Origin of the sequence: Thioalkalivibrio sp. ALE16 (genome assembly GCF_000381305.1) — a bacterium.
In the GTDB taxonomy this organism is placed as follows: domain Bacteria; phylum Pseudomonadota; class Gammaproteobacteria; order Ectothiorhodospirales; family Ectothiorhodospiraceae; genus Thioalkalivibrio.
The window spans coordinates 110,822-131,378 of sequence record NZ_KB906360.1 but is presented as its reverse complement, the minus strand read 5'-3'; the positions used below and the strand labels follow the sequence as shown (position 1 = coordinate 131,378).

18 protein-coding genes and 1 other RNA gene are annotated in these 20,557 nt (G+C 70.5%); 3 read left to right on the top strand and 16 right to left on the bottom strand.

Going from position 1 to position 20,557, the window contains the following annotated elements:
- Positions 1 to 22: 22 nt before the first annotated feature.
- The 16 genes from F627_RS0107785 to rsmI all read right to left on the bottom strand — a co-directional run bounded on the left by F627_RS0107785 (position 23) and on the right by rsmI (position 16,840).
- Entirely contained in the window at positions 23 to 745 is a 723-nt protein-coding gene (locus F627_RS0107785; protein ID WP_026332057.1) for a cell division protein FtsQ/DivIB, read from the bottom strand.
- Positions 746 to 810: 65 nt separating this feature from the next.
- Positions 811 to 1,749 carry a D-alanine--D-alanine ligase gene (locus F627_RS0107780; RefSeq protein WP_018865655.1) on the bottom strand — a complete coding sequence of 313 codons (939 nt, stop codon included), beginning with the start codon at positions 1,747 to 1,749 and terminating at the stop codon, positions 811 to 813.
- Complete coding sequence (murB, locus tag F627_RS0107775; protein ID WP_018879982.1) at positions 1,746 to 2,708, bottom strand: UDP-N-acetylmuramate dehydrogenase; 963 nt, start codon at positions 2,706 to 2,708, stop codon at positions 1,746 to 1,748. The genes F627_RS0107780 and murB overlap by 4 nt, the downstream gene beginning before the upstream one ends.
- The gene (gene murC / locus F627_RS0107770; protein WP_018876475.1) at positions 2,705 to 4,135 is read right to left on the bottom strand and encodes a UDP-N-acetylmuramate--L-alanine ligase; all 1,431 of its coding nucleotides are present in this window, start codon (positions 4,133 to 4,135) and stop codon (positions 2,705 to 2,707) included. Before murC ends, murB begins: the two co-directional genes overlap by 4 nt.
- Positions 4,132 to 5,226, bottom strand: coding sequence for an undecaprenyldiphospho-muramoylpentapeptide beta-N-acetylglucosaminyltransferase (murG, locus tag F627_RS0107765; RefSeq protein WP_019583715.1), 1,095 nt, complete (start codon positions 5,224 to 5,226; stop codon positions 4,132 to 4,134). Before murG ends, murC begins: the two co-directional genes overlap by 4 nt.
- Positions 5,223 to 6,428: a putative lipid II flippase FtsW gene (gene ftsW / locus F627_RS0107760; protein WP_019583714.1), complete on the bottom strand. Its 1,206-nt coding sequence runs from the start codon at positions 6,426 to 6,428 to the stop codon at positions 5,223 to 5,225. The genes murG and ftsW overlap by 4 nt, the downstream gene beginning before the upstream one ends.
- Positions 6,425 to 7,768 (bottom strand): UDP-N-acetylmuramoyl-L-alanine--D-glutamate ligase, encoded by a 1,344-nt coding sequence (gene murD / locus F627_RS0107755; RefSeq protein ID WP_019583713.1) that lies wholly within the window; start codon positions 7,766 to 7,768, stop codon positions 6,425 to 6,427. Before murD ends, ftsW begins: the two co-directional genes overlap by 4 nt.
- Before the next feature lie 4 nt (positions 7,769 to 7,772).
- Complete coding sequence (gene mraY / locus F627_RS0107750; RefSeq protein ID WP_018876478.1) at positions 7,773 to 8,855, bottom strand: phospho-N-acetylmuramoyl-pentapeptide-transferase; 1,083 nt, start codon at positions 8,853 to 8,855, stop codon at positions 7,773 to 7,775.
- On the bottom strand, positions 8,836 to 10,206 hold the full coding sequence (gene murF, locus F627_RS0107745; RefSeq protein ID WP_019583712.1) for a UDP-N-acetylmuramoyl-tripeptide--D-alanyl-D-alanine ligase: 1,371 nt from the start codon (positions 10,204 to 10,206) through the stop codon (positions 8,836 to 8,838). Before murF ends, mraY begins: the two co-directional genes overlap by 20 nt.
- Positions 10,203 to 11,744, bottom strand: coding sequence for a UDP-N-acetylmuramoyl-L-alanyl-D-glutamate--2,6-diaminopimelate ligase (locus F627_RS0107740; RefSeq protein ID WP_019583711.1), 1,542 nt, complete (start codon positions 11,742 to 11,744; stop codon positions 10,203 to 10,205). Before F627_RS0107740 ends, murF begins: the two co-directional genes overlap by 4 nt.
- A complete protein-coding gene (locus F627_RS0107735) occupies positions 11,741 to 13,456 on the bottom strand; it encodes a penicillin-binding protein 2 (RefSeq protein ID WP_018879986.1) in 1,716 nt (571 codons plus the stop codon). The genes F627_RS0107740 and F627_RS0107735 overlap by 4 nt, the downstream gene beginning before the upstream one ends.
- Positions 13,444 to 13,728: a cell division protein FtsL gene (gene ftsL / locus F627_RS0107730; RefSeq protein ID WP_019583710.1), complete on the bottom strand. Its 285-nt coding sequence runs from the start codon at positions 13,726 to 13,728 to the stop codon at positions 13,444 to 13,446. Before ftsL ends, F627_RS0107735 begins: the two co-directional genes overlap by 13 nt.
- Positions 13,728 to 14,654, bottom strand: a complete 927-nt coding sequence (rsmH, locus tag F627_RS0107725) for a 16S rRNA (cytosine(1402)-N(4))-methyltransferase RsmH (RefSeq protein WP_018878162.1) — start codon at positions 14,652 to 14,654, stop codon at positions 13,728 to 13,730. Before rsmH ends, ftsL begins: the two co-directional genes overlap by 1 nt.
- Before the next feature lie 5 nt (positions 14,655 to 14,659).
- Positions 14,660 to 15,100: a division/cell wall cluster transcriptional repressor MraZ gene (gene mraZ, locus F627_RS0107720; RefSeq protein ID WP_017942776.1), complete on the bottom strand. Its 441-nt coding sequence runs from the start codon at positions 15,098 to 15,100 to the stop codon at positions 14,660 to 14,662.
- A 287-nt stretch (positions 15,101 to 15,387) separates the two neighbouring features.
- Positions 15,388 to 15,733, bottom strand: an RNA gene (gene rnpB / locus F627_RS15970) — RNase P RNA component class A.
- A 270-nt stretch (positions 15,734 to 16,003) separates the two neighbouring features.
- Positions 16,004 to 16,840, bottom strand: a complete 837-nt coding sequence (gene rsmI / locus F627_RS0107715) for a 16S rRNA (cytidine(1402)-2'-O)-methyltransferase (protein ID WP_019583709.1) — start codon at positions 16,838 to 16,840, stop codon at positions 16,004 to 16,006.
- Positions 16,841 to 16,918: 78 nt separating this feature from the next.
- Here rsmI and F627_RS0107710 point away from each other — a divergent pair, with 78 nt between their 5' ends.
- Genes F627_RS0107710 through F627_RS0107700 form a run of 3 tightly spaced genes read left to right on the top strand, consistent with a single transcriptional unit; the run spans position 16,919 to position 20,557 of the window.
- On the top strand, positions 16,919 to 18,790 hold the full coding sequence (locus tag F627_RS0107710; RefSeq protein WP_019583708.1) for a penicillin-binding protein activator: 1,872 nt from the start codon (positions 16,919 to 16,921) through the stop codon (positions 18,788 to 18,790).
- Positions 18,791 to 19,147, top strand: a complete 357-nt coding sequence (locus F627_RS0107705) for a YraN family protein (protein ID WP_018878160.1) — start codon at positions 18,791 to 18,793, stop codon at positions 19,145 to 19,147.
- A gap of 30 nt (positions 19,148 to 19,177) precedes the next feature.
- Positions 19,178 to 20,557, top strand: coding sequence for an FAD-binding oxidoreductase (locus F627_RS0107700; RefSeq protein ID WP_019583707.1), 1,380 nt, complete (start codon positions 19,178 to 19,180; stop codon positions 20,555 to 20,557).

Genomic DNA, 20,557 nt, shown 5'->3' with positions numbered 1-20,557 from the left:
TTTCTGCGTCCTGTCGTTCGTGTCATCGGGCGTCTCCCGCACCGTCATCCGCCGCATCCGCCCAGGCCACCGCGAGCCCGTGCGGATAGCGCAGGTCGATCCGTTCCACCGGGGCATCGCGATAGTCGCGAATCGCCGGCACCGCGCGGACCAGCTGACCCAGGCGGCTCAGATCGGCATCCCGCCCCATCAGCACGCGCACGCCGTCCGCCAGGTGGATGCTCCAGTCATGGCGCGCCCCTTCCTGCAGCCCGGTGACCTCCAGCCCGGCATCGGCCAGGCGCGCGGAGACCTCCAGGTAGCGATGCATCAGCACCACCTGCCGCCCATCCGTCCCCGTCAGGGCCGGCAGCCCCTCCCAGTCATCCAGCGCCACCGGCCCGAAAAGCCGGCCGTGGCGGTCGACCAGGTGGTCGTCGCCCCATTGCGCCACCGGCACCGGCTCGCGGATCTCGACCACCAGCGTGTCCGGCCACTGGCGGCGCAGGCGCACCGTGTCCACCCAGGGCTGGGCCTCCAGCGCCGTGCGCAGGCGCTCCAGCTCGACCCCGACAAAGCCCGATGCATGGGCGCGGGCCAACTCCTGCACGGCCGCGACATCCGCGTGCTGCGGGTTGCCGGTCACCTCGATGCGCTCGATCGGCAGCCAGGCATCCGGGTCGAACTGCAGCCAGGCCAGCGCGCCCAGCACCAGCATCCCGGCAAGGCCCATGCCGGCCATCAGGCGCAGCCCCGGGCCGGCCAGGCGGCGCAAGGGCGACGGCCCCTGCGACTGCGGCCGGCGCGCGGGTCGGGTTGTACGCCGTGCGTTCAACGCAGCCCTCCACACTCGAAACTGGAGTCGAGGATGCGCAGGCACAGCTCGTCGAAGTCGATCCCGGCCTGCGCGGCCGCCTTGGGCACCAGCGAGTGGTCGGTCATGCCCGGGATCGTGTTCACCTCGATCAGGAAGTTCTCGCCGTGCTCGTCCTGCAGGATGTCCACCCGGCCCCAGCCGCAGCCCTCCAGCGTCGCGAAGGCCGCGATCGCCAGGGACTGCAGCTCCAGAAGCGCGCTCGAATCCAGCGGGGGCGGGCAGACGTAGCCGGTATCATCGGCCTCGTACTTGGCGTGGTAGTCGTAGAACCCACCCGGGGTACGGATCTCCACCACGGGCAGCGGCTCGTTGCCAAGGATCGCGACGGTGTACTCGCGCCCGCGGATCCACTGCTCGGCGAACACCTGGCCCGGCTGCAGCCGGGCCGCCTCGAACGCCGCCGGCAGATCCGCGACGCGATCGACCCGCGTGATGCCGAGGCTGGAGCCCCCGCGGGCCGGCTTCACGATCAGCGGCAGGCCCAGGGCCTCGGCGACCGCCTCCGGATCGAAACCGGGTGTCAGCAGGCGGTAGGGCGCGCTGGGCAGATTGCTGCCCGCCCACAGCCGCTTGCAGGCCAGCTTGTCCATGCCCAGCGCGGAGCCGAGCACGCCGGTCCCGGTGTATGGCACACCCGCCATGTCGAGGCAGCCCTGCAACGTGCCGTCCTCGCCACATTCGCCGTGGAGCACGATGAACACCCGGTCGAAGCCCTCCAGCGCCAGGCAGCGGGCACTCTCGCGGGTCAGGTCCAGCGGGTGGGCATCCACGCCCTGGCGCTGCAGGGCCGCCAGCACGGCCTGGCCACTCTGGAGCGAGATGTCGCGCTCGCCGGACCAGCCACCCATCAGGACCGCGACCCGGCCGTAGTCTTGTGCGCTTCGCTTGCTCATGCCGTTCCCTCGCTTGTCTCGTTCGCACCCGCGGCGCGTCCCAGCACCCGGACCTCCGGCTCCAGGTGCACCCCGAAGCGCCGCTCCACCGCGTCCTGGGCATGGCGCAACAGCCATTCGATATCGGCGGCGCGGGCCGTCCCGTCGTGGGTGATGAAATTGGCGTGCTTGGGCGAGATCTCCGCCGCGCCGCGGCGCAGGCCCTTCAACCCGGCCGCCTCCACCAGACGCGCCGCGTGATCCCCCTCCGGATTACGGAAGACCGAACCGCAGGACGGCAGACCCAGCGGCTGCTTCGCCGAGCGCTCGCGCAGGAGTTCGCGGATGCGTCGGGTTCCGGCTTCGGGGTCGCCCGGGGCCAGCCGCAGCACGCAGCCGGTGAACCATTCGTCTTCCGGGCCCCGGACACTGCGGTAGCCGATGGAGTAATCCGCCGGCGTGCGGGTATGCAGTTCACCGCGCACATCCACCGTGGCCACCGATTCCACCAGCGGCCAGATCTCGCCGCCCCAGGCCCCCGCATTCATGTACAGCGCGCCCCCCACCGTGCCCGGGATGCCGGCCAGGAACTCGGCCCCGACCAGCCCCTCGCGGGCCCCGAAGCGCGCGGCCTGGGCACAGGCCAGCCCGGCGCCCAGCAGGAGACGATCACCGTCCAGACGCCGGCGCTCGTTGAGGACACCCGACAGGTGCACCACCAGCCCCTCGACACCCCCGTCGCGGATCAGCACGTTGCTGCCAAGCCCGAGGAAGGTCACCGGCATCTGCGGGGCGTGGGTCGCGTGGTCGCGCAACGCGGCCACCAGGTCGTCGAGGTCGACCGGCTGGAACAGCCAGTCGGCCGGCCCGCCGACCCGCCACGACGTGAGCCCGGCCAGCGGCACCCGGGCCTGCAGCCGCCCGCGCGGCTCCCCGGCGAACGGCGTCGCCATCGGCTCGATCTCGCGCGCCGCCATCATGTGCCCCCCTCGCCGGACGCGCTCAGCTGTTCGGGGAGCAGACCGGCCAGGCGGCCAATGTCGCCGGCGCCCTGGGCAATGACCACGTCATCCGCGCGCAGCATGCGCCCGAGGACATCGACGACGTCGTCGGCCCGCTCGACAAACACCGGTTCGACCTGACCGCGCAAGCGGATGGCCCGCGCCAGGCTGCGGCCGTCGGCACTGGGGATCGGCTCCTCGCCGGCGGCATACACCTCCAGCAGGATCAGCACATCGGTCTCTGACAGCGCCTCGACAAAGTCCTCGAACAGGTCACGCGTGCGGGTATAGCGATGCGGCTGGAAGATCGTGATGCGCCGCCGATCCGGCCAGGCATCGCGCGCGGCGGCCTGAGTCGCGGCGATCTCCCGCGGGTGATGGCCGTAGTCGTCGACCAGGGTCACCGGGCCGCTGGGGGCCTGCCAGGACTGGACCTGGAAGCGCCGGCCGATGCCCTGGAAACGCTCCAGCGCGGCCTGGATCGCGGTCGGCGCCACCTCCAGCTCGTGCGCGACCGCCGCCGCGGCCAGGGCGTTCAGCACGTTGTGGCGGCCGGGCAGGTTGAGGGTCACGGGGAATGCGGCCTGCCCCGGCAGGGCCAGATCGAAGTACATGCGCACGCCTTCCTGGCGCACATTCAGGGCGCGCACGTCGGCCGGCTGCTCGATGCCGTAGGTCAGGCGCGGGCGCTCCAGTTCCGGATACAGGTCGCGCACCTGCGGGTCGTCCGCGCACAGCACGGCGATGCCGTAGAACGGCAGGTGATGCAGGAACTCGAGGAAGGTGGCGCGCAGCTTGCCGAAGTCGTTGCCATAGGTCCCCAGGTGATCGGCATCGATGTTGGTCACGATGCTGATCATTGGCTGCAGATGGAGGAACGAGGCATCGCTCTCGTCGGCCTCGGCCACGAGGTAGTCACCGGCCCCGAGGTTGGAGTGACTGGCCGTGCTGTTCAGGCGCCCGCCGATCACAAAGGTCGGATCCATGCCCGCCTCCGCCAGGACACTGGCGACCAGGCTGGTGGTGGTCGTCTTGCCGTGGGTGCCGGCCACCGCGATGCCGTAGCGAAAACGCATCAGTTCGGCGAGCATTTCGGCGCGGCGCACAATCGGGATACCCCGACGACGGGCCTCCTGGACCTCTGGGTTGGACGGGTTGATCGCGCTGGAAACCACCAGCACGTCCGCGTCCGCCACATTCGCCTCGGTATGGGCCGCCACCACCGGGATGTCCATCGCCTTCAGGCGCTCGACCATCGCCGACTGCCCCAGGTCGGAACCGGAGACCCGGTAACCCAGCTGGTGCAGGACCTCGGCGATCCCGCTCATGCCGGAACCCCCGATCCCGACGCAGTGGATACGGCGAATGCGGCGCATTGCGTGACGCGGCAGGCGCGTGGCGTTCATGACGATCCCTCCGGGCGGGCACCCGCCATCTCCATGCAGGCGTCGGCCAGGCGCTGCACCGTGTCCGGGCAGGCCTGCTCGCGCGCCAGGACCGCGCGGGCCCGCAGGGCCTCGCGATCCAGCGGCCCGACCCGGTCAAAGATGGCCTGGGCCGTCAGTTCGGCATCCGCGATCATCCAGGCCGCGCCCGCGCGCACCAGGGCCTCGGCGTTCGCGGTCTGGTGGTCATCCACCGCATGTGGATAGGGGACGAAGATCGCCGGCACCCCGGCGGCGGCCACCTCGGCCACGGTCAGGGCCCCGGCGCGACAGATCACCAGGTCCGCCCAGGCGTAAGCGGCGGCCATGTCCTCGATAAAGGCGGAGATCTCGGCCGCCAGCCCGGCTTCGGCGTAGGCGGACCGGGCCTCCTCCAGGGTGCGTTCGCCGGCCTGGTGGCGGATGTTCAGGGGCTGTTGCGCCGCCACCATCGCCAGGCCCGCGGGCAGGGTCCGATTAAGGGAGCGGGCACCCAGGCTGCCCCCCAGGACCAGGATGTTCAGCGGGCCTTCGCGCTCGTCGAAGCGGACCTCCGGGACGGGCAGGCCGGCGATCTGCGCGCGCACCGGGTTGCCCACGACCGTGACCGCCACCCGTTCGGGAAAACTGTGCTCGAAGCCGGAGTACACCCGGTCGGCGACCTTCGCCAGCCAGCGGTTGGTCAGGCCGGCCACCGCGTTCTGTTCGTGGATCGCCAGGGGGCGCCCCAGCGCGGCCGCCATCAGGCCGCCGGGCCCGGCCGCGAAGCCGCCGAAACCGATCACGGCGTCCGGGCGCAGGCGCGTCATCAGGCCCAGCGCCGCCCACAGCGACAGACCCAGCCGCCACGGCGCCAGCGCCAGTCCGATCACGCCCTTGCCGCGAATCCCGGCGATGGGGAGGGTTGTCAGTTCGATGCCGGACTCCGGTACCAGCCGCGCCTCCACGCCGCGGGTGGTACCCAGCCAGCGCACCTGGGCGCCGCGGGCACGCAGCTCCTCGGCCACCGCCAGCCCGGGGAACACATGCCCTCCGGTGCCGCCGGCCATGATCAGGATGCGGGGGGCCCTCATGCCGCACCTCCGCGCCGGCGACGGGACGGCTGCGCCGCCCGAGGAGCGGGCACCTGGGCCTCGCGGTAGACGCGCATCACCAGGCCGATGGCCGCCAGCGAGACAATCAGCGAACTGCCGCCGTAACTGAGAAACGGCAGGGTCAGCCCCTTGGTCGGGAGCAGCCCCATGTTCACGGCGAGGTTCAGGAAGGCCTGCAGGCCCATCCAGATCGCCACACCGAACGCCAGATGGGAGGCGAAGGCATGGCCGGCGCGCTCGGCATACAGGCCGATACGGATGCAGCGCCAGACCAGCACCCCGAACAGCGCGATCAGGGCGATAACGCCGACGAAGCCGAACTCCTCGGCAAAGACCGCAAACAGGAAATCGTTGTGCGCCTCCGGCAGGTAGAACAGCTTCTGCACGCTGTTGCCCAGCCCGGCCCCGAACCAGCCGCCGGAGCCGATCGCGATCAGCGACTGGGTCAGCTGAAAGCCGGTGGCGAACGGGTCCTGCCAGGGGTCGAGGAAGGCCGTCAGGCGCGCCACGCGGTAGGGTGCCGCGACCGCCACCACCGCCATACCGGCGCCGATCGTGACCCCCAGCGCGGCGAACTGCCACAATTTGGCACCGGCGAGGAACAGCATGCCCATGCCGATCGCCAGCATGATCGCCGCCCCCCCGAAGTCGGGCTGCAGCAGCATCAGGATGGTGCCCACCCCGAGCACGATCAGCGGACGGATGAAGCCGAGGAAATGCAGGCGCAGCGTCGAGTAGTGGCGCACGATGTAGCCGGCGAGGTACATCACCACCAGCAGTTTCACCAGCTCCGCCACCTGCAGGTTGAACATGCCCAGCGGGATCCAGCGGGTCGCCCCGTTCACCGTGCGGCCCACCCCGGGGATCAGCACGGCGATCAGCAGCACCATCACCAGGATCAGCAACCAGGGCCCCGCGCGCTCCCAGCGCGCCAGCGGAACCGACCACAGGAAGGTCGCCACCGCCAGACCGATAGCGGCGAAGATCACCTGGCGCTGGAAGAAGTGCCAGGTATTGCCGAAATAGCGCTCGCCCAACCCCATGGAGGCCGAAGCGACCATCACCAGCCCGATCCCCAGCAGGGTCGCCGCGACCGCCAGCAGAGGCAGGTCCACGTGATCGCGCAGGCCGGCCACCAGGCCGCGATCCGGCAGTCCGAGGCGGCTACTCGAGACACTCATGCCGCGAGCCCCCGCACCGCGCGGGCGAAGTCGTCGCCGCGCGCCTGGTAATTCTCGTACATATCCAGGCTGGCACAGCCCGGCGACAGCAGCACGGTATCCCCGGGCTCCGCCCAGGCGGCGGCCTGGGCGACCGCGGCGGCCATGTCGTCGACGCGCTGCACCGGCACCACTGATGCCAGGGCGCGGGCGATGGCCGGCGCGTCTTCGCCCAGCAGGACCACCCCGCGGACCTTGCCCGGGATGTAATCCGCCAGCGGGGCGAAGTCCTGGCCCTTGCCCTGCCCCCCGGCAATCAGCACCAGCGGCCCCGGCGTGCCACGCAGCGCGGCCAGGGTGGCACCCACGTTGGTACCCTTGGAGTCGTTGATGTATGCGACCCCGTCGACCTCGGCAATCCACTGCGAGCGGTGCGGCAGCCCGGGGAACTCGGCCAGCGCCGCCAGTGCACGGGCCCGGGGCGCGCCTGGCTCCAGCCACGGCCAGGCCAGCGCCAGCGCGGTCAGGGCGTTGGCCCAGTTGTGCTGCCCCCGCAGGCGCAGGCGACCCGTGGCGAGAAGGCCCTCGTCGCCATGCACCAGCTCGGGGCCATCCTCGGGGGCCGGACGCACGCCGAAGTCGACCGCACGCGGCGGGGCGTCGAGACCGAAGGAGATCACCTGCAGGTCCTGCGGCAGCGCGATCTCGCGCAGCCAGGTGTCCTCGCGATTCAGCACGCCGCGCTGGGCGCGATCCAGGATCCGGGCCTTGGCGCGTACATAGGCGTCCAGATCGGCGTAGCGGTCCAGGTGGTCGGGGGAGATATTCAGGATGGCGGCGGCGGCCGGCGCCAATGTGTGGCTGCGCTCCAGCTGGAAGCTGGACAGCTCCAGCACGTACAGATCGGGCGCCGATTCCAGCAGGTCCAGCGCCGGGGTCCCGAAGTTGCCGCCGACCGCGACACGGTAGCCAGCGGCCTGGAGCAGCTCGCCCACCAGGGCGGTCACGGTGCTCTTGCCGTTGGAGCCGGTGATCGCGATCACCGGGGCGGTCGCCTGCTCGGCGAACAGATCGATGTCCCCGATCAGGCGGGCACCGGCCGCCTGCGCCTGCTGCAGGACGGTTTGTTCCAGGGCGACACCGGGCGAGACCACAATTCGGGCGAAGCCCGTGGCATCCAGATCGTCCAGCGGCCCCACCCAGGCGGCGTTCACCCAGTCCGCGCCCGTAGCCAGCGCCGCGGGGGCCGCCCGGGTATCGGTGAGCGCAAACGACTGGCCCTGCGCGCGCAGGAAGCGGGCCACCGACAGTCCGGTCGCCCCCAGGCCCACGATCAGGTTGTCGCCGCTGGCTCGCATCATGGGATCAGCGCACCTTCAGGGTCGCGAGACCGATCAGCACGAACACCACGGTCAGGATCCAGAAACGCACGATCACGCGCGGCTCCGGCCAGCCCTTGAGTTCGAAGTGGTGATGCAGCGGCGCCATGCGGAAGATGCGCCGCCCGGTGAGCTTGAACGAGGCGACCTGCAGCATCACCGACAGCGTCTCCAGCACGAAGATGCCGCCCATGATCAGCAGGACGATCTCCTGCCGGGTCAGGATCGCCAGCATGCCCAGGGCCGCGCCCAGCGCGAGGGCCCCGACATCGCCCATGAATACCTGGGCCGGGTACGTATTGAACCACAGGAACCCGAGCCCGGCGCCGACCAGCGCGGCGGTGAAGATCACGACCTCGCCCACCCCGGGCACCGCCGGGATGCCGAGATAGTCGGCGAACACCGCATGACCCGCCGCGTAGGCAAACACGCCCAGGGCCCCGGCCACCAGCACCGCAGGCATGATCGCCAGGCCGTCCAGCCCGTCGGTGAGGTTCACCGCGTTCGAGGAACCGACCACGACCAGCCAGACCAGCGGGATGAACAACCAGCCCAGACTGAACTGGATGTCCTTGAACACCGGCAGGTAGAACGTGGTCTCTACCGGGCCCTGCGCGGTGTACATGATCACGCCGGCCGCGATCAGGGCGAACAGGGTCTGCCACAGGATCTTGGCGCGCGCCGACAGCCCCTTGCTGTTGCCATAGCGCAGCTTCAGGTAGTCATCCCAGCCGCCGACCGCACCGAACGCGAGGGTCGTCAGCAGCACGAGCCAGACGAAGCGGTTGGTCAGGTCGCTCCAGAGCAGGGTGGCGATGGCCACCGCGACCAGAATCAGCGCGCCGCCCATGGTCGGGGTGCCGGCCTTGGTCAGGTGCGACTCGGGGCCGTCGTCACGGATCTGCTGGCCGACCTTGCCGACAGTGAGGCGGCGAATCATCGCCGGGCCGATCAGCAGCGCGATCGCCAGCGCCGTGACCACCCCGAGGATGGCGCGAACGGTCAGGTACTGAAAGACCGTGAAGCCGGAATAGAACTGGCTCAGGTACTCAGTCAGCGCGTAGAGCATCCGCCACCTCCGGCGCTGCCGAGGCTAGGTCCAGCCCCTCGATGATCCGTTCCATGTGCTGGCTGCGCGAGCCCTTCACCAGCACCGTCGTACCCTCGGCCAGGAGCGCCTCCAGGCGCGCCTGCAATGCGCCGTGATCGGCAAACCATTCGCCACCGTCACCGAACGCCTCGGCACTGTCGCGCGCGGCGTCGCCCAGGGCGAGGCAGTGGTCGATGCCCATGGCCCGGGCCAGCCGGCCCGTTTCGCGATGCAGTTCGCGGGTCTCCGAGCCCAGCTCGCCCATCGCACCCAGCACCAGGATGCGCCGGCCGGGCATAGCCGCCAGCACCTCCAGCCCGGCCCGCAGCGAGTCCGGGTTGGCGTTGTAGCTGTCGTCCCACAGGCGTGCGCCAGTGACGTGCCACAGTTCCTGCAGGCGCCCGCGGACGGGCTTCCACTGCGCCAGGCCCTCGACGATGCGGTCGATCCCGATGCCCACCGCATTGGCCGCGGCGGCCGCGGCAACAGCGTTCGCCGCGAGATGGCGCCCGGGGCCGGCCAGGCGCAGGTCGCGCCCGGCGCCGAGGATCGCCAGCCGCAGCCGGTCCGGGGCCTGCCACATCCCCTCGACCTCGCCGCCGCCCTCCAGCGAGAAGCGCTGGCAGTGGTGGTGCTCGTTCAGGGACAGCCAGTAGTCGGCAAACGGGTCGTCCAGATTGATCACGGCGGTACCGCCCTGGGCGGGCAGCCCGGAGTAGATCTCGGCCTTGGCATGCGCCACGCCCTCGAGGCTCCCGAAGCCCTCCAGATGTGCGCGCCCGGCATTGGTGATCATGGCCACCTGCGGCTCGACCCAGCGCACCATGCGGCCGATCTCGCCGGCGTGATTGGCGCCCAGCTCGATCACCGCGTAGTCCACGTCCTGCGGCATGGCCAGCAGCGTCAGTGGCGCGCCGATCTCGTTGTTCAGATTGCCCGCGGTGGCATGCACGGAGCCTGCGCCCTCGAGGATGCAGCGCAGCATCTCCTTGGTGGTGGTCTTGCCGTTCGAACCGGTCAGGGCGATCACCCGCGCCCGGCTCTGGCGGCGCCAGTGGCGGCCGAGTCGCCCCAGGGCCTCCCGCGTATCGGAGACAATGACCTGCGGCTGCGGGACATCCAGGGCGCGCTCCACCAGCAGCACCGGCGCCGGCAGATCGGCGGCCACCTGCGTGTGGGCATCGAAGTTGGGCCCCTTCAGCGCGATAAACAGCGCCCCGGGGCGGGGCTCGCGGGTGTCCGTGAACACGCCCTCGAAGGCCACGTCGCCCGCCCCCTGCAGGCGCCCCTTCACGGCCTCGGCCAGTTCCTGGCTGGTCATGCGAATCATTCTCCCTCCTCGCCCGTCGCGCGCTGCGGGTCGCGCGTGTCCTGCGGATGCCGACGCCCCACGGCCCGCACCTGCTCGCGGTCGCTGAACGGATACCGTTGCCCGCGAATCTCCTGAGTGGTCTCGTGGCCCTTGCCGGCCACCAGCACTACATCGCCCGCGCCGGCCTCCGCCAGGGCGCTGGCGATCGCAGTGGCGCGATCACCGATCTCGTGGCATTCGGCGGCCGTGGCACAGCCGGCAAGAATCTCGGCTCGGATCTCGGCCGGGTCCTCGCCGCGCGGGTTGTCGTCGGTCACGAAGACCACGTCCGCACGCTCGCAGGCCACCCGTCCCATCGCCGGACGCTTGCCGCGGTCGCGCTCGCCACCGCACCCGAAGACCACGCTCAGGCGTCCCTCGGTGTGAGGCCGGAGGGCGCGCAAGGCGGCGTCCAGCGCCTCGGCGGTGTGGGCATAGTCGACCACCGCCAGGGCCCCGTTGGGCAGCGGGAAGCGCTCCATGCGCCCGGGCACGCCGGGCAGCCGTGCGAGGGCGGCGATGGCCTGTTCACGCTCCAGGCCCAGCGCCTGCAGCGTGGCAAGGGTCGCCAGCAGGTTGCCCACCTGGAACAGGCCGAACAGCATGGACTGGACCGTGCGGGTCTGGCCCTCGGCCTCGAGCGTGAAGCGCAGCCCGTCCGGCGTGGCCGCCACGTCGCGGGCGCGCAAGTCGGCCGGCGCCCCGGTCGCGCTGTAGGTCAGGGCGCGAACACCCGGCGGCAGTCCCCCGGCGATCCGGCGCCCGAAGGCGTCGTCGACATTCAGCACCGCCGTCTGCAGGCCGGGCCAGGCGAACAGGCGGGCCTTGGCCTCGGCATAGGCCTCCTGACTGCCGTGGAAATCGAGGTGGTCGGAACTCAGGCAGGTCAGCACGCCGACCGTGATCGGGGCCCCGGCAAGGCGCCCCTGCGCCAGACCGTGCGAGGAGGCCTCCAGCGCCACGGCCTGGCAACCGGACCCCGCCAGATCCGCCAGATGACGATGCAGATCGAGCACCCCGGGCGTGGTGTGCCCGGTCGCCTCCAGCTGCCCGGGACGCCCAACGCCGAGGGTGCCGATCAGGCCGGTGGGCCGGCCCAGGGCCTCCAGGGCCAGCGCGATCAGGTGGGTCACCGTGGTCTTGCCATCGGTGCCGGTCACCGCCACCAGGGGGGCCGCCTCCGGCCACGCCCCGAACAAAGCGCGCGCCATCTGCGGCAGCCGGTCGCGCAGGCCCGGCACATGGATCAGCGGGACCTCCACGGCGGATTCCGGGGGCTCGCCCTCGTCCCAGAGGATGACCCGGGCGCCACGGCCAGCCGCATCGGCGGCGTGCGCCAGACCGTGCCCGTGGGTGCCGGCCAGGGCCACAAAGACCGCGCCGGGGCCGACCTTGCGGCTGTCCTGGACCAGGTCGGCGACCGGCAGGGCCGCCTGGTCGGGGCGCAGGGACCCGGCGGGCAGCAGATCGCCCAGCACGGGTGCAGCCTCGCCTCGGGTATCGCGGGCGGCCATCATGTGGCCCCCTCGTGTTCCGCCGCCACCCGCATCGGGATTTCCGGCATCGCGTCCGGACGCACATTAAACATGCGCAGGGCCGAGCCCACCACCTGCCGGAACACGGGGGCCGCGACGGCGCCGCCGTAGTAGACCCCGGCATCGGGTTCGTCGATGACCACGGCCATCACGAAACGCGGATCGGAGGCCGGGGCCAGTCCGACAAAACTGGAGAAATAGCGGTCCTCGGTATAGCCGCCCGGGCCGCTCTTGCGGCTGGTGCCGGTCTTGCCGGCCACCCGGTAGCCATCGATCGCCGCCTGGCGGGCCGTGCCCTCGGTGCCGATCACGTGTTCCATCATCGCCAGTACCTGGCGCGCGGTGCGCGGGGACATCACCCGCGCCGGTTCGCGCAGATCGTCGGCGGTGCGCACCAGCCGGACCGGCACGCGCTCGCCGTCGTTGGCGAAGGCGGTGTAGGCGGCCGCCATCTGCAGCGGCGACAGCGACAGGCCGTAGCCATAGCCGAGCGTGGCCTGCTCGACCTCGCGCCAGGTGGTGAAGTCCCGCAGGCGCCCGCGGGCCTCGCCGGGGAAATGGGTGCCCGGCGCCTGCCCGAACCCGGCCTGGTGGAGGGTCTGCCAGAAGCGATCCGCCGGGGTTTCCAGCGCCAGCTGCGTGGCCCCGACGTTGCTGGAACGGGCAATCAGGGTGGTCAGGTCGATGGTCCCGTAATCGCGCAGGTCACGAACGGTCAGGCGCCCGACACGCATGGTACCGGGGCCGGTCTCCAGCGTGGCGTTGGCATCCACCACCCCGGCATCCAGGGCCGCCGCGACGGTGAAGGGCTTCATCACCGAGCCCGGCTCCATGGTATCGGTGATGGCGCGGTTGCGAGCGCGGTCGGAACGGATGGCACCACGGTTATTCGGATTGAAGCCGGGCTGGTTGACCAGCGCGAGCACCTCGCCGCTGCGGGCGTCCAGCATCACCGCGGAGCCGCCCCGCGCGTTGTGTTCGGCGACCGCGGCCTTCAGCTCGCGGTAGGCCAGGTACTGCAGGCGCTGATCCAGGGTCAGCGCCAGCGTATTGCCGTCCCGCGCGGGGCGAATGCTGGCGACGTCGCGGATGGTGCGGCCGTGGCGATCGCGCAGCACGCGCTTGGCTCCCGGCTGGCCCGAGAGCCACTGATCGAAGGCCAGCTCGACCCCCTCCTGGCCCTGATCGTCGATGTTGGTGTAGCCGAGTACGTGCGACGTCGCCTCGCCGTGCGGATAGTAGCGACGGAACTCGCGGGTCAGCCCCACCCCCTGCATGCGCAGCGCGGCCACGCGTTCGGCCTGTTCCGGCAGCATGTGGCGGCGCAGATAGACGAACTCGCGCGAGGACCGGCTCTCGATCCGCTCCGCCAGCCACGCAGGCTCCACCTCCAGCGCCGCCGCCAGATCCGACCAGCGATCGCGCTGTTCCATCAGGTCCTGCGGATTGGCCCAGGCGGTCTGCACCGGGGCCGAGATCGCCAGCGGTTCACCATGGCGGTCGGTGATCATGCCGCGATGGGCGGACTCGGTCAGGGTACGCACCTGGCGCTGTTCGCCCTGCGAGGTCAGGAAGTCGCGCTCCAGCACCTGCAGGTCGACGGCGCGCAACAGCAACGCGATGCCCGCCAGCGCGAACACGCCGATCACGACCTTCAGGCGACCGCCGCTGATCTGCCGCTTCAGCGCGCCCACACATCACCCCCGATCACCACGATGCGGTCGGAATCCGGCTGGATCATGTCCAGCTGCCGGCGCGCCTGTTCCTCGACCCGGCCCTGGGTCGCCCAGGTCGACTGCTCGATCTGCAACTGCGTCCATTCCAGATTCAGGACATCGCGCTGGGCGAGCGCCTGCTGCTGGTCGACGAAGGCCTGGCGGGCCTCGTGCTTCGCCGCGACGACCCCGATCGCCGAGGCAAACACCCCGGTCGCCAGCGCCACTGCCAGAAGTCCGCGCACGACCATCAGAGTCGCTCCCCGACACGCAGCACGGCCGAGCGCGAGCGCGGATTGATGCGCTGTTCCTCGCGATCGGCGTGCACCGGCTTGCCGACCGGCCGCAGCTTGCGCTCCGGCTCCTCCGGCATCACCGGCAGGCCCTTCGGCAGCCGCACGTCGGACACCGGCTTGCGCAGGGCCTGCTTCACCATGCGGTCTTCCAGCGAATGAAAGCTGATGACCACCAGCCGCGCGCCGGGCGGCAGGACGTCCGGGATCGTGGCCAGCCACTGCTCCAGTTCGGCGAGCTCCCGGTTCACAAAGATGCGCAGGGCCTGGAAGGTGCGGGTCGCCGGGTGCTTGCCCGGCTCGCGCTTCGGCACGGCCCGGCGCACGATCTCGGCCAGCGCGGCGGTACGGGTAATCGGCGCCTCGGCGCGCGCGGCCGCGATGGCGCGGGCGATGCGCCGCGAGTGGCGCTCCTCGCCATAGTGGTAGATCACATCGGCGATCTCGCCCTCGTCGGCGCGTGCCAGCCAGTCCGCGGCGCTCTCGCCGCTGGCGGGGTCCATGCGCATATCCAGCGGACCATCATGCTGAAAGCTGAAGCCGCGCTCGGGCGTATCGAGCTGCGGCGAGGACACGCCCAGATCCAGAAACACCCCGTCCGGGCCGCGCTCGGGGAAGCGCCGGCGCAACGTGTCCGCCATGGTCGAGAACGGCCCGGCCTCGAAGGCGAAGCGGGGGTCGTCGGCCAGCGCCTCGGCGGACGCCGCGGCTTCCGGATCGCGGTCCATGGCCAGCAGCCGGCCCTCCGGCCCCAGCCGCTCCAGGATGGCCCGGCTATGGCCACCGCGGCCGAAGGTGCCATCGACATAGAAGCCGTCAGCTCGCACGGCCAGGCCCTCCAGCACCGCGTCGCGCAGCACCGGAATATGGGAGACGGATTCCATGCCCGTCACAACGCGATGGACTCGAGCGCTTCGTCATCCACGTCACCCCCCAGCACCTGGGCGCAGGTCTCCTCCCAGGTGGCCTCGTCCCAGATCTCGAACTTCTTGCCCTGCCCCAGCAGCACGACCCGCTTTTCCAGGCCGGCGTACTGACGCAGGGGCGTGGGCAGCAGCAACCGGCCGCTGCCATCCAGCTCGCATTCGGTGGCATGACCCACCAGCAGGCGCTGCAGATTGCGCACCTTGGGATTCATGTTGGGGCGGGACATCAGGTTCTGCTCGATGCGCTCCCATTCCGGAAACGGGTAGAGGAGGAGGCAACGGGAGGGATCAACGGTAATCACCAGCTGGCTGTTGCAGCTCGCAGCGAGGTCGTCGCGATACCGCGCCGGCATGGCCAGGCGGCCCTTCGCATCCAGATTGAGCTGGCTGACGCCTCGAAACATGGCTGGTAGCGGTGGTTACCCACCTTTCCCCACTTTGACCCACTTTTCGACACTATAGGTACGGGCATCCTCCAGAGTCAAGAAAATCGACCCCGAAAAACAAAAAATAAGCGTTGAATCACAGAGACTTAGCGTGACCGACGCGAGGGCGCCGAAAGAGCTGGAAGAAGGGTATTAAAAGCCTCGCGTTGAGGCCCAAACTTCATGCATCACTTTACAAGTTTGCCACGGACACAGCGGAACCGGCCCGAACCGGCACGGCGGCGGGAGACTCACAGGTGGGAAAAAGTGGGAGCCGGCCATAAGCCGGGTTCTGTCGTGGACAGTCATTCATCTGGGACGTCCGTCACCGGACGCCTCGTGCAGCCTACCCGGGTGCGATGCGGGCCACACCATGCACCCCTATTTGGCCTTGCTCCGGACGGGGTTTACCCTGCCACGAACTGTTACCAGTCGCGCGGTGCGCTCTTACCGCACCATTTCACCCTTACCTGTGCCCGAAGGCCATCGGCGGTGTATTTTCTGCGGCACTTTCCGTCGGCTCGCGCCGCCCAGGTGTTACCTGGCGTCCTGCCCTGTGGAGCCCGGACTTTCCTCCACATCCGAGGATGCAGCGACTGCCCGGCCGACTCCCGCGCTCCTTGTACGCCGCCTCGCCACGGAACGCAAGGCTTTTCAGGGGCCTGGCCGCCGACGCCCCCCCTTTTGTTCACCACGAAGCAAACGAAGGCACGAAGAAGGGCGTTACTGCTGGCAGGATTGGCCGGACACTCATTGCTACACCGTCCGAGCCCAGTGGGTTCAACCCGCATTCATTCCTTCAAACCTTCGCGACTTCCTCTGAAGCGCCCTTGACCTTGCCCTTCTTCGTGCCTTCGTGTGCTTCGTGGTGAAAACCAAGCCTTAGCTTTGGGCGTCCTTGAGGGCCAGGGCGCGGGCGTAGACGCGGTTGCGTGGCAGGTCGGTGGCATCGGAGAGCAGGCGCGCGGCACGCTTGAGGGGGAGCTCCTGCAGCAGCGCGGCGAGCAGGCGCTCGTGTTCGGCCGCCAGCGGCTCGTCGGCCTCGCCGCCGGTTTCCGGGGCCGGCGCCGCCCCCAGGATCAGGACAAACTCGCCGCGGGTGCGGTTGGCATCCGCATCCAGCCAGGCCGGGAGGTCCGCAGCGGGGCCCCGGTAGTGCTCCTCGAACTGCTTGGTCAGCTCGCGCGCCAGAAATACCTCGCGCTCGGGCGCCAGTCCGGCAAGGTCCCCGGCCGCAGCCCGGATACGATGAGACGACTCGAATACGATCGTGGTAACCGGCTGGGCCAGCAGCGCCTCCAGCTGCCGCCGACGCGCCCCGGCCGCATGCGGCAGAAAGCCCTCGAAACAGAAGCGGTCGGATGGCAACCCCGCCACGGCCAGCGCCGCCAGCGGGGCGCTGGGGCCCGGAACCGCCCGCACCGGCGCGCCCACCTCCCGCGCCGCGCGCACCAGACGGAAGCCGGGATCGGACACCAGCGGCGTGCCCGCATCCGAGACCAGGGCCACCGACTCCCCCGCCTGCAATGCCTCGAGCAGCGCCGGGATCCGCTCGGCCTCGTTGTGCTCGTGCAGGCTGACCAGCGGCGTATGCACACCCAGGTGGGCCAGCAGTCCGGCGCTGTGTCGCGTATCCTCCGCGGCAATGCGCTGCACCCGGGCCAGGATCTCGCCCGCACGCGGGCTCATGTCGCCGAGATTACCAATCGGCGTGGCCACTACCCACAACGTGCCCCAGTTCGTTGACACGGCCTGATGCGCTTTCAATACTGACTCCTCATTCGCCAGGGAAACCTCGTGACCACCATCGTGCCCCGACCCTTTCATCGCGCCGGACACGCCCGGCCCCTGTCCCGCCTTGCCCTGTTGCTGCTGGCCGCGGCCATTGTGGTCGGGTGCGCCACGCCGCGCCCGGACCCGGAACCGGCCCCGGAGCCCGAACCCCGCGTGGATCTGGCCGAACTCCCGCCGGAGGTCCGCGCCAGCCTGCTCCTGAGCGAGGCGCGCTCGCGCCCGGAACCGGAGACCATCCGGGGTGCGATCGAAGCCGTCCTGGCACTGGACCCGGCGACGCCGGATCAGCTGGAGCGGGCCGACACCCTCTGGACCGAGCTGCCCGACGCCGAACGGGACTCCCAGGCCGGCCGCCTGCTGGGCGCGCGCCTGGCGGCGGCCCAGCGCGACTGGGACCTGGCCCGAGAGCGTCTCGGAGCGGACGATCCGGACGATCCGACGCGTTCACCGGAGGTCTATCGTGAAGGCCTGTCGCTCCACGCCCGGCTGCTGGAACACGAAGGCCAATGGTATCAGGCCCTGGACGCCCGCCTGCGCCTGGACGGGCTCCTGATCATGGAGCCGGATCTGCACAGCGAGAACCAGCAGCGCTTGTGGGGTCTGCTTGCGGCCCTGCGCCCGGCCCAGCGCGAACGAGTGACCGGCAACCACCCGCCGGATGGCGATGCCTGGGTCAGCCTGTTCCGGCTGCTGCGCGGCGCCGACACGCTGGACGCGGCACGCCAGGCCGCTGGCCAGTGGCGGGAACGCCATCCCTCGCACCCGGCCAACAGCCTGCTGCCGGAGCTGCTGGCGTCCCATCCCCTGACGCCGGACGCACCCGGCGACACTCTGGTGCTCCTGCCCCTGTCGGGCGATCTCGGCGAGCTCGGCAACGCCGTCCTGGACGGCATCACCCGCGCCTACTACGCAGAGGGGACCAGCAACGGGCGCCTGATCGTGCGCGACACTCGCGGGGAGCCGGATGCCGCGGCCGCGCTCTACCGGCGCGGCGTGGAATCGGGCGTCGCGCGCATCATCGGCCCACTGCGGCGCGAATCGGTTCAGCAGGTCGCAACCAGCGATCAGGCCGTTCCATCCGTGCTGCTGAACCGGGCCGGCACCATTGCCCACGAAGCGATGACCACGCTGGCTCTGAACCCGGAAGAGGACGCCCGGGCCGTGGCCGATCGCGCCGCGCGCGCCGGCTGGCTGCACCCGCTGGTGATCCTGCCGGAGGGGGCCTTCGGCGATCGCGTGGCGAGCGCCTACCAGGCGACGCTCGCCGAGGACGATCGACGCCCGCGCGACGTGATCCGGGTCCAGCCCACTGCGGGCGAACTGAACGCCACCATTGGCAATGCCCTGGGGATCCCGCAAAGCGAATCCCGCATTCGCGAGGTGGCGCGCCGGACCGGGCTGGAACTGGAGGCGGATCCGCAGGTACGTGCCGATGTGGACCATCTGTTCATCGCCGGGTCGGCCCCGCAGGTGCGGCGTATCGTGCCGCACGTGCACTTTCACCGCGCGAGCCACCTGCCGATGATGGCGACGGCCCATGTCTATTCGGGCCGTCCGGATGCGAATCGCGATGCCGACCTGAACGGGATCGTATTTCCCGACGCGCCGCGCCTGTTCGACCGGGTAAGCCCGCTGGGCGAAGAAGCGGACGCCGGCGACGAGGCACTGCCCCGTTTTGTCGCCCTGGGGATGGACGCGCTGCGCCTGAGCCTGCGCCAGGAAGCGGTGCGCAGCGCCCCGCATCACCAGCTGGTCGGCGCCACCGGGACCTGGGGCCTGAACCCGTTCAATCATGAATGGGTGCGGGAGCCGGCCTGGGCGCGCTTCGAGCGCGGCGAACCCCGGCGCATCGACCTCCCCGCCGGAGGCTCCTGAGTGTTTCGCCCGGGCGTCTCGGGACAGGCCGCCGAGGACCGGGCCGCCGCCTACCTCGAGACCCGCGGCCTGGAGATCCGGGCTCGCAACGTCCGCCGTCCGTATGGCGAGCTCGACCTCGTCGCCCAGGAGGGCGACACGCTGGTGCTGGTGGAGGTACGCAAGCGCAGCCACCCGGGATTCGGCGGCGGCGCGGAGAGCATCGACCGACGCAAGCAGGCGCGCCTGCTCCGGGTCGCCGAGGCCTATTTGCAGGAGCATGCCTGGAACGGGCCGGTGCGTTTCGATGTCATGACCCTGGATGGCCGCGACCGGATCGAGTGGCTGCAGGACGCCATCCAGGCACCCACCGATTAAACCGGCTCCCTTGAATCCAAAGCCCGCCCCATGACTCCACTGACCCGCGAACTGGAACAACTGCTGGCACCCGGCGATCGGCTACTCGATCCGGCGGACTGCTGGACGTATGGCGCGGACAACTCGAAGCTCCACGCGGTCCCGGACGCAGTGGCCTTCCCGCGCGACGCGGATACCGTGCGCGAGCTGGTAGGACTGTGCCGGCGCCTGGGCGTCGCCCTCACCTGCCGCGGGCGCGGGACGGGCACCACGGGCGCCGCGGTGCCGGACCACGGGGGGCTGGTGGTGTCCTTCGAGCACATGAACCGCATCCTCGAGGTGGACCCGGACAATCGCTGGCTGATCGCGGAACCCGGCGTCACCAACGGCGAGATCCAGCAGGCCGCGGGACGCCACGGCTTTTTCTGGCCACCGGATCCGACCAGCAGCGCCTACTGCACCCTGGGCGGCAACCTGGCGTACAACTCCGCGGGGCCGCATGCGGTGAAGTACGGCACCCCGCGGGACAACACCCTGGGCCTCGCCGGCGTGGCCGGCACCGGAGAGGCCTTTCGCACCGGGGTCCACACCACCAAGGGTGTCGTGGGTTACGACCTCACCCGGCTGCTGATCGGCTCCGAGGGCACGCTGGCCGTGATCACGGAGGCCACGCTGCGCCTCACCCCCAGGCCGGAGGCGACCCGCCTGATCCAGGCGGTATATCGCAATGTCGGCGACGCTGCCCGCGCCGTCTCGCGCCTGATGGCCCGAGCGGAAGTCCCCTCGGCGCTGGAATTCATGGACCACTCCGCCATTGCCATGATTCGCGACTATGATCCGGACTGCCCCCTGCCCGCGGGCGCCGGCGCCATCCTGATGATCGAAACGGATGGCACCGAGGCCGGTATCGACGCCACCACCGCCGGCGTGCGCACCGCGGCCGAGGGCCCCGGTTGCCTCGAGACCCACAGCGCCGACACCACCGAGGCGGCACAGGCCCTGTGGGCCGTACGCAAGGCCCTGTCCCCGGCGCTGCGGACGGTCGCGCCCAAGAAGATCAACGAGGATGTGGTCGTGCCGGTCTCGCGCATCCCCGACCTTATCGCGGGCCTGGACCGCCTGGCCACGGAGCACGCGATCAAGATCGTGAATTTCGGCCATGCCGGCAACGGCAACATCCACGTGAACCTGCTGGTCAACCCGGACGACCCTCAGGAGCTGGCGGCGGCCGAACGCTGCCTCGACGGGGTCTTTACGCTGGTCCTGGCGCTCGGCGGCACCCTGTCCGGCGAACACGGCATCGGGCTGGTCAAGCGGCCCTATGTGGCGCGCGAGCTGGACCCGGTGGCACTGGGGCTGATGGCGGGCATCAAGCGCGAGTTCGATCCCGACAACATCCTCAACCCCGGCAAGGCACCCGGCCCGGCCTGA

Bases quoted from the DNA above. Each gene is read 5' to 3' on its own strand.
- murB (WP_018879982.1), bottom strand. From the start codon at position 2,708: ATGATGGCGGCGCGCGAGATCGAGCCGATGGCGACGCCGTTCGCCGGG.
- murC (WP_018876475.1), bottom strand. From the start codon at position 4,135: ATGAACGCCACGCGCCTGCCGCGTCACGCAATGCGCCGCATTCGCCGT.
- F627_RS0107740 (WP_019583711.1), bottom strand. From the start codon at position 11,744: ATGATGGCCGCCCGCGATACCCGAGGCGAGGCTGCACCCGTGCTGGGC.
- rsmH (WP_018878162.1), bottom strand. From the start codon at position 14,654: ATGGAATCCGTCTCCCATATTCCGGTGCTGCGCGACGCGGTGCTGGAG.
- murF (WP_019583712.1), bottom strand. From the start codon at position 10,206: ATGATTCGCATGACCAGCCAGGAACTGGCCGAGGCCGTGAAGGGGCGC.
- F627_RS0107780 (WP_018865655.1), bottom strand. From the start codon at position 1,749: ATGAGCAAGCGAAGCGCACAAGACTACGGCCGGGTCGCGGTCCTGATG.
- mraZ (WP_017942776.1), bottom strand. From the start codon at position 15,100: ATGTTTCGAGGCGTCAGCCAGCTCAATCTGGATGCGAAGGGCCGCCTG.
- ftsL (WP_019583710.1), bottom strand. From the start codon at position 13,728: ATGGTCGTGCGCGGACTTCTGGCAGTGGCGCTGGCGACCGGGGTGTTT.
- ftsW (WP_019583714.1), bottom strand. From the start codon at position 6,428: ATGAGTGTCTCGAGTAGCCGCCTCGGACTGCCGGATCGCGGCCTGGTG.
- mraY (WP_018876478.1), bottom strand. From the start codon at position 8,855: ATGCTCTACGCGCTGACTGAGTACCTGAGCCAGTTCTATTCCGGCTTC.
- murD (WP_019583713.1), bottom strand. From the start codon at position 7,768: ATGATGCGAGCCAGCGGCGACAACCTGATCGTGGGCCTGGGGGCGACC.
- murG (WP_019583715.1), bottom strand. From the start codon at position 5,226: ATGAGGGCCCCCCGCATCCTGATCATGGCCGGCGGCACCGGAGGGCAT.
- F627_RS0107700 (WP_019583707.1), top strand. From the start codon at position 19,178: ATGACTCCACTGACCCGCGAACTGGAACAACTGCTGGCACCCGGCGAT.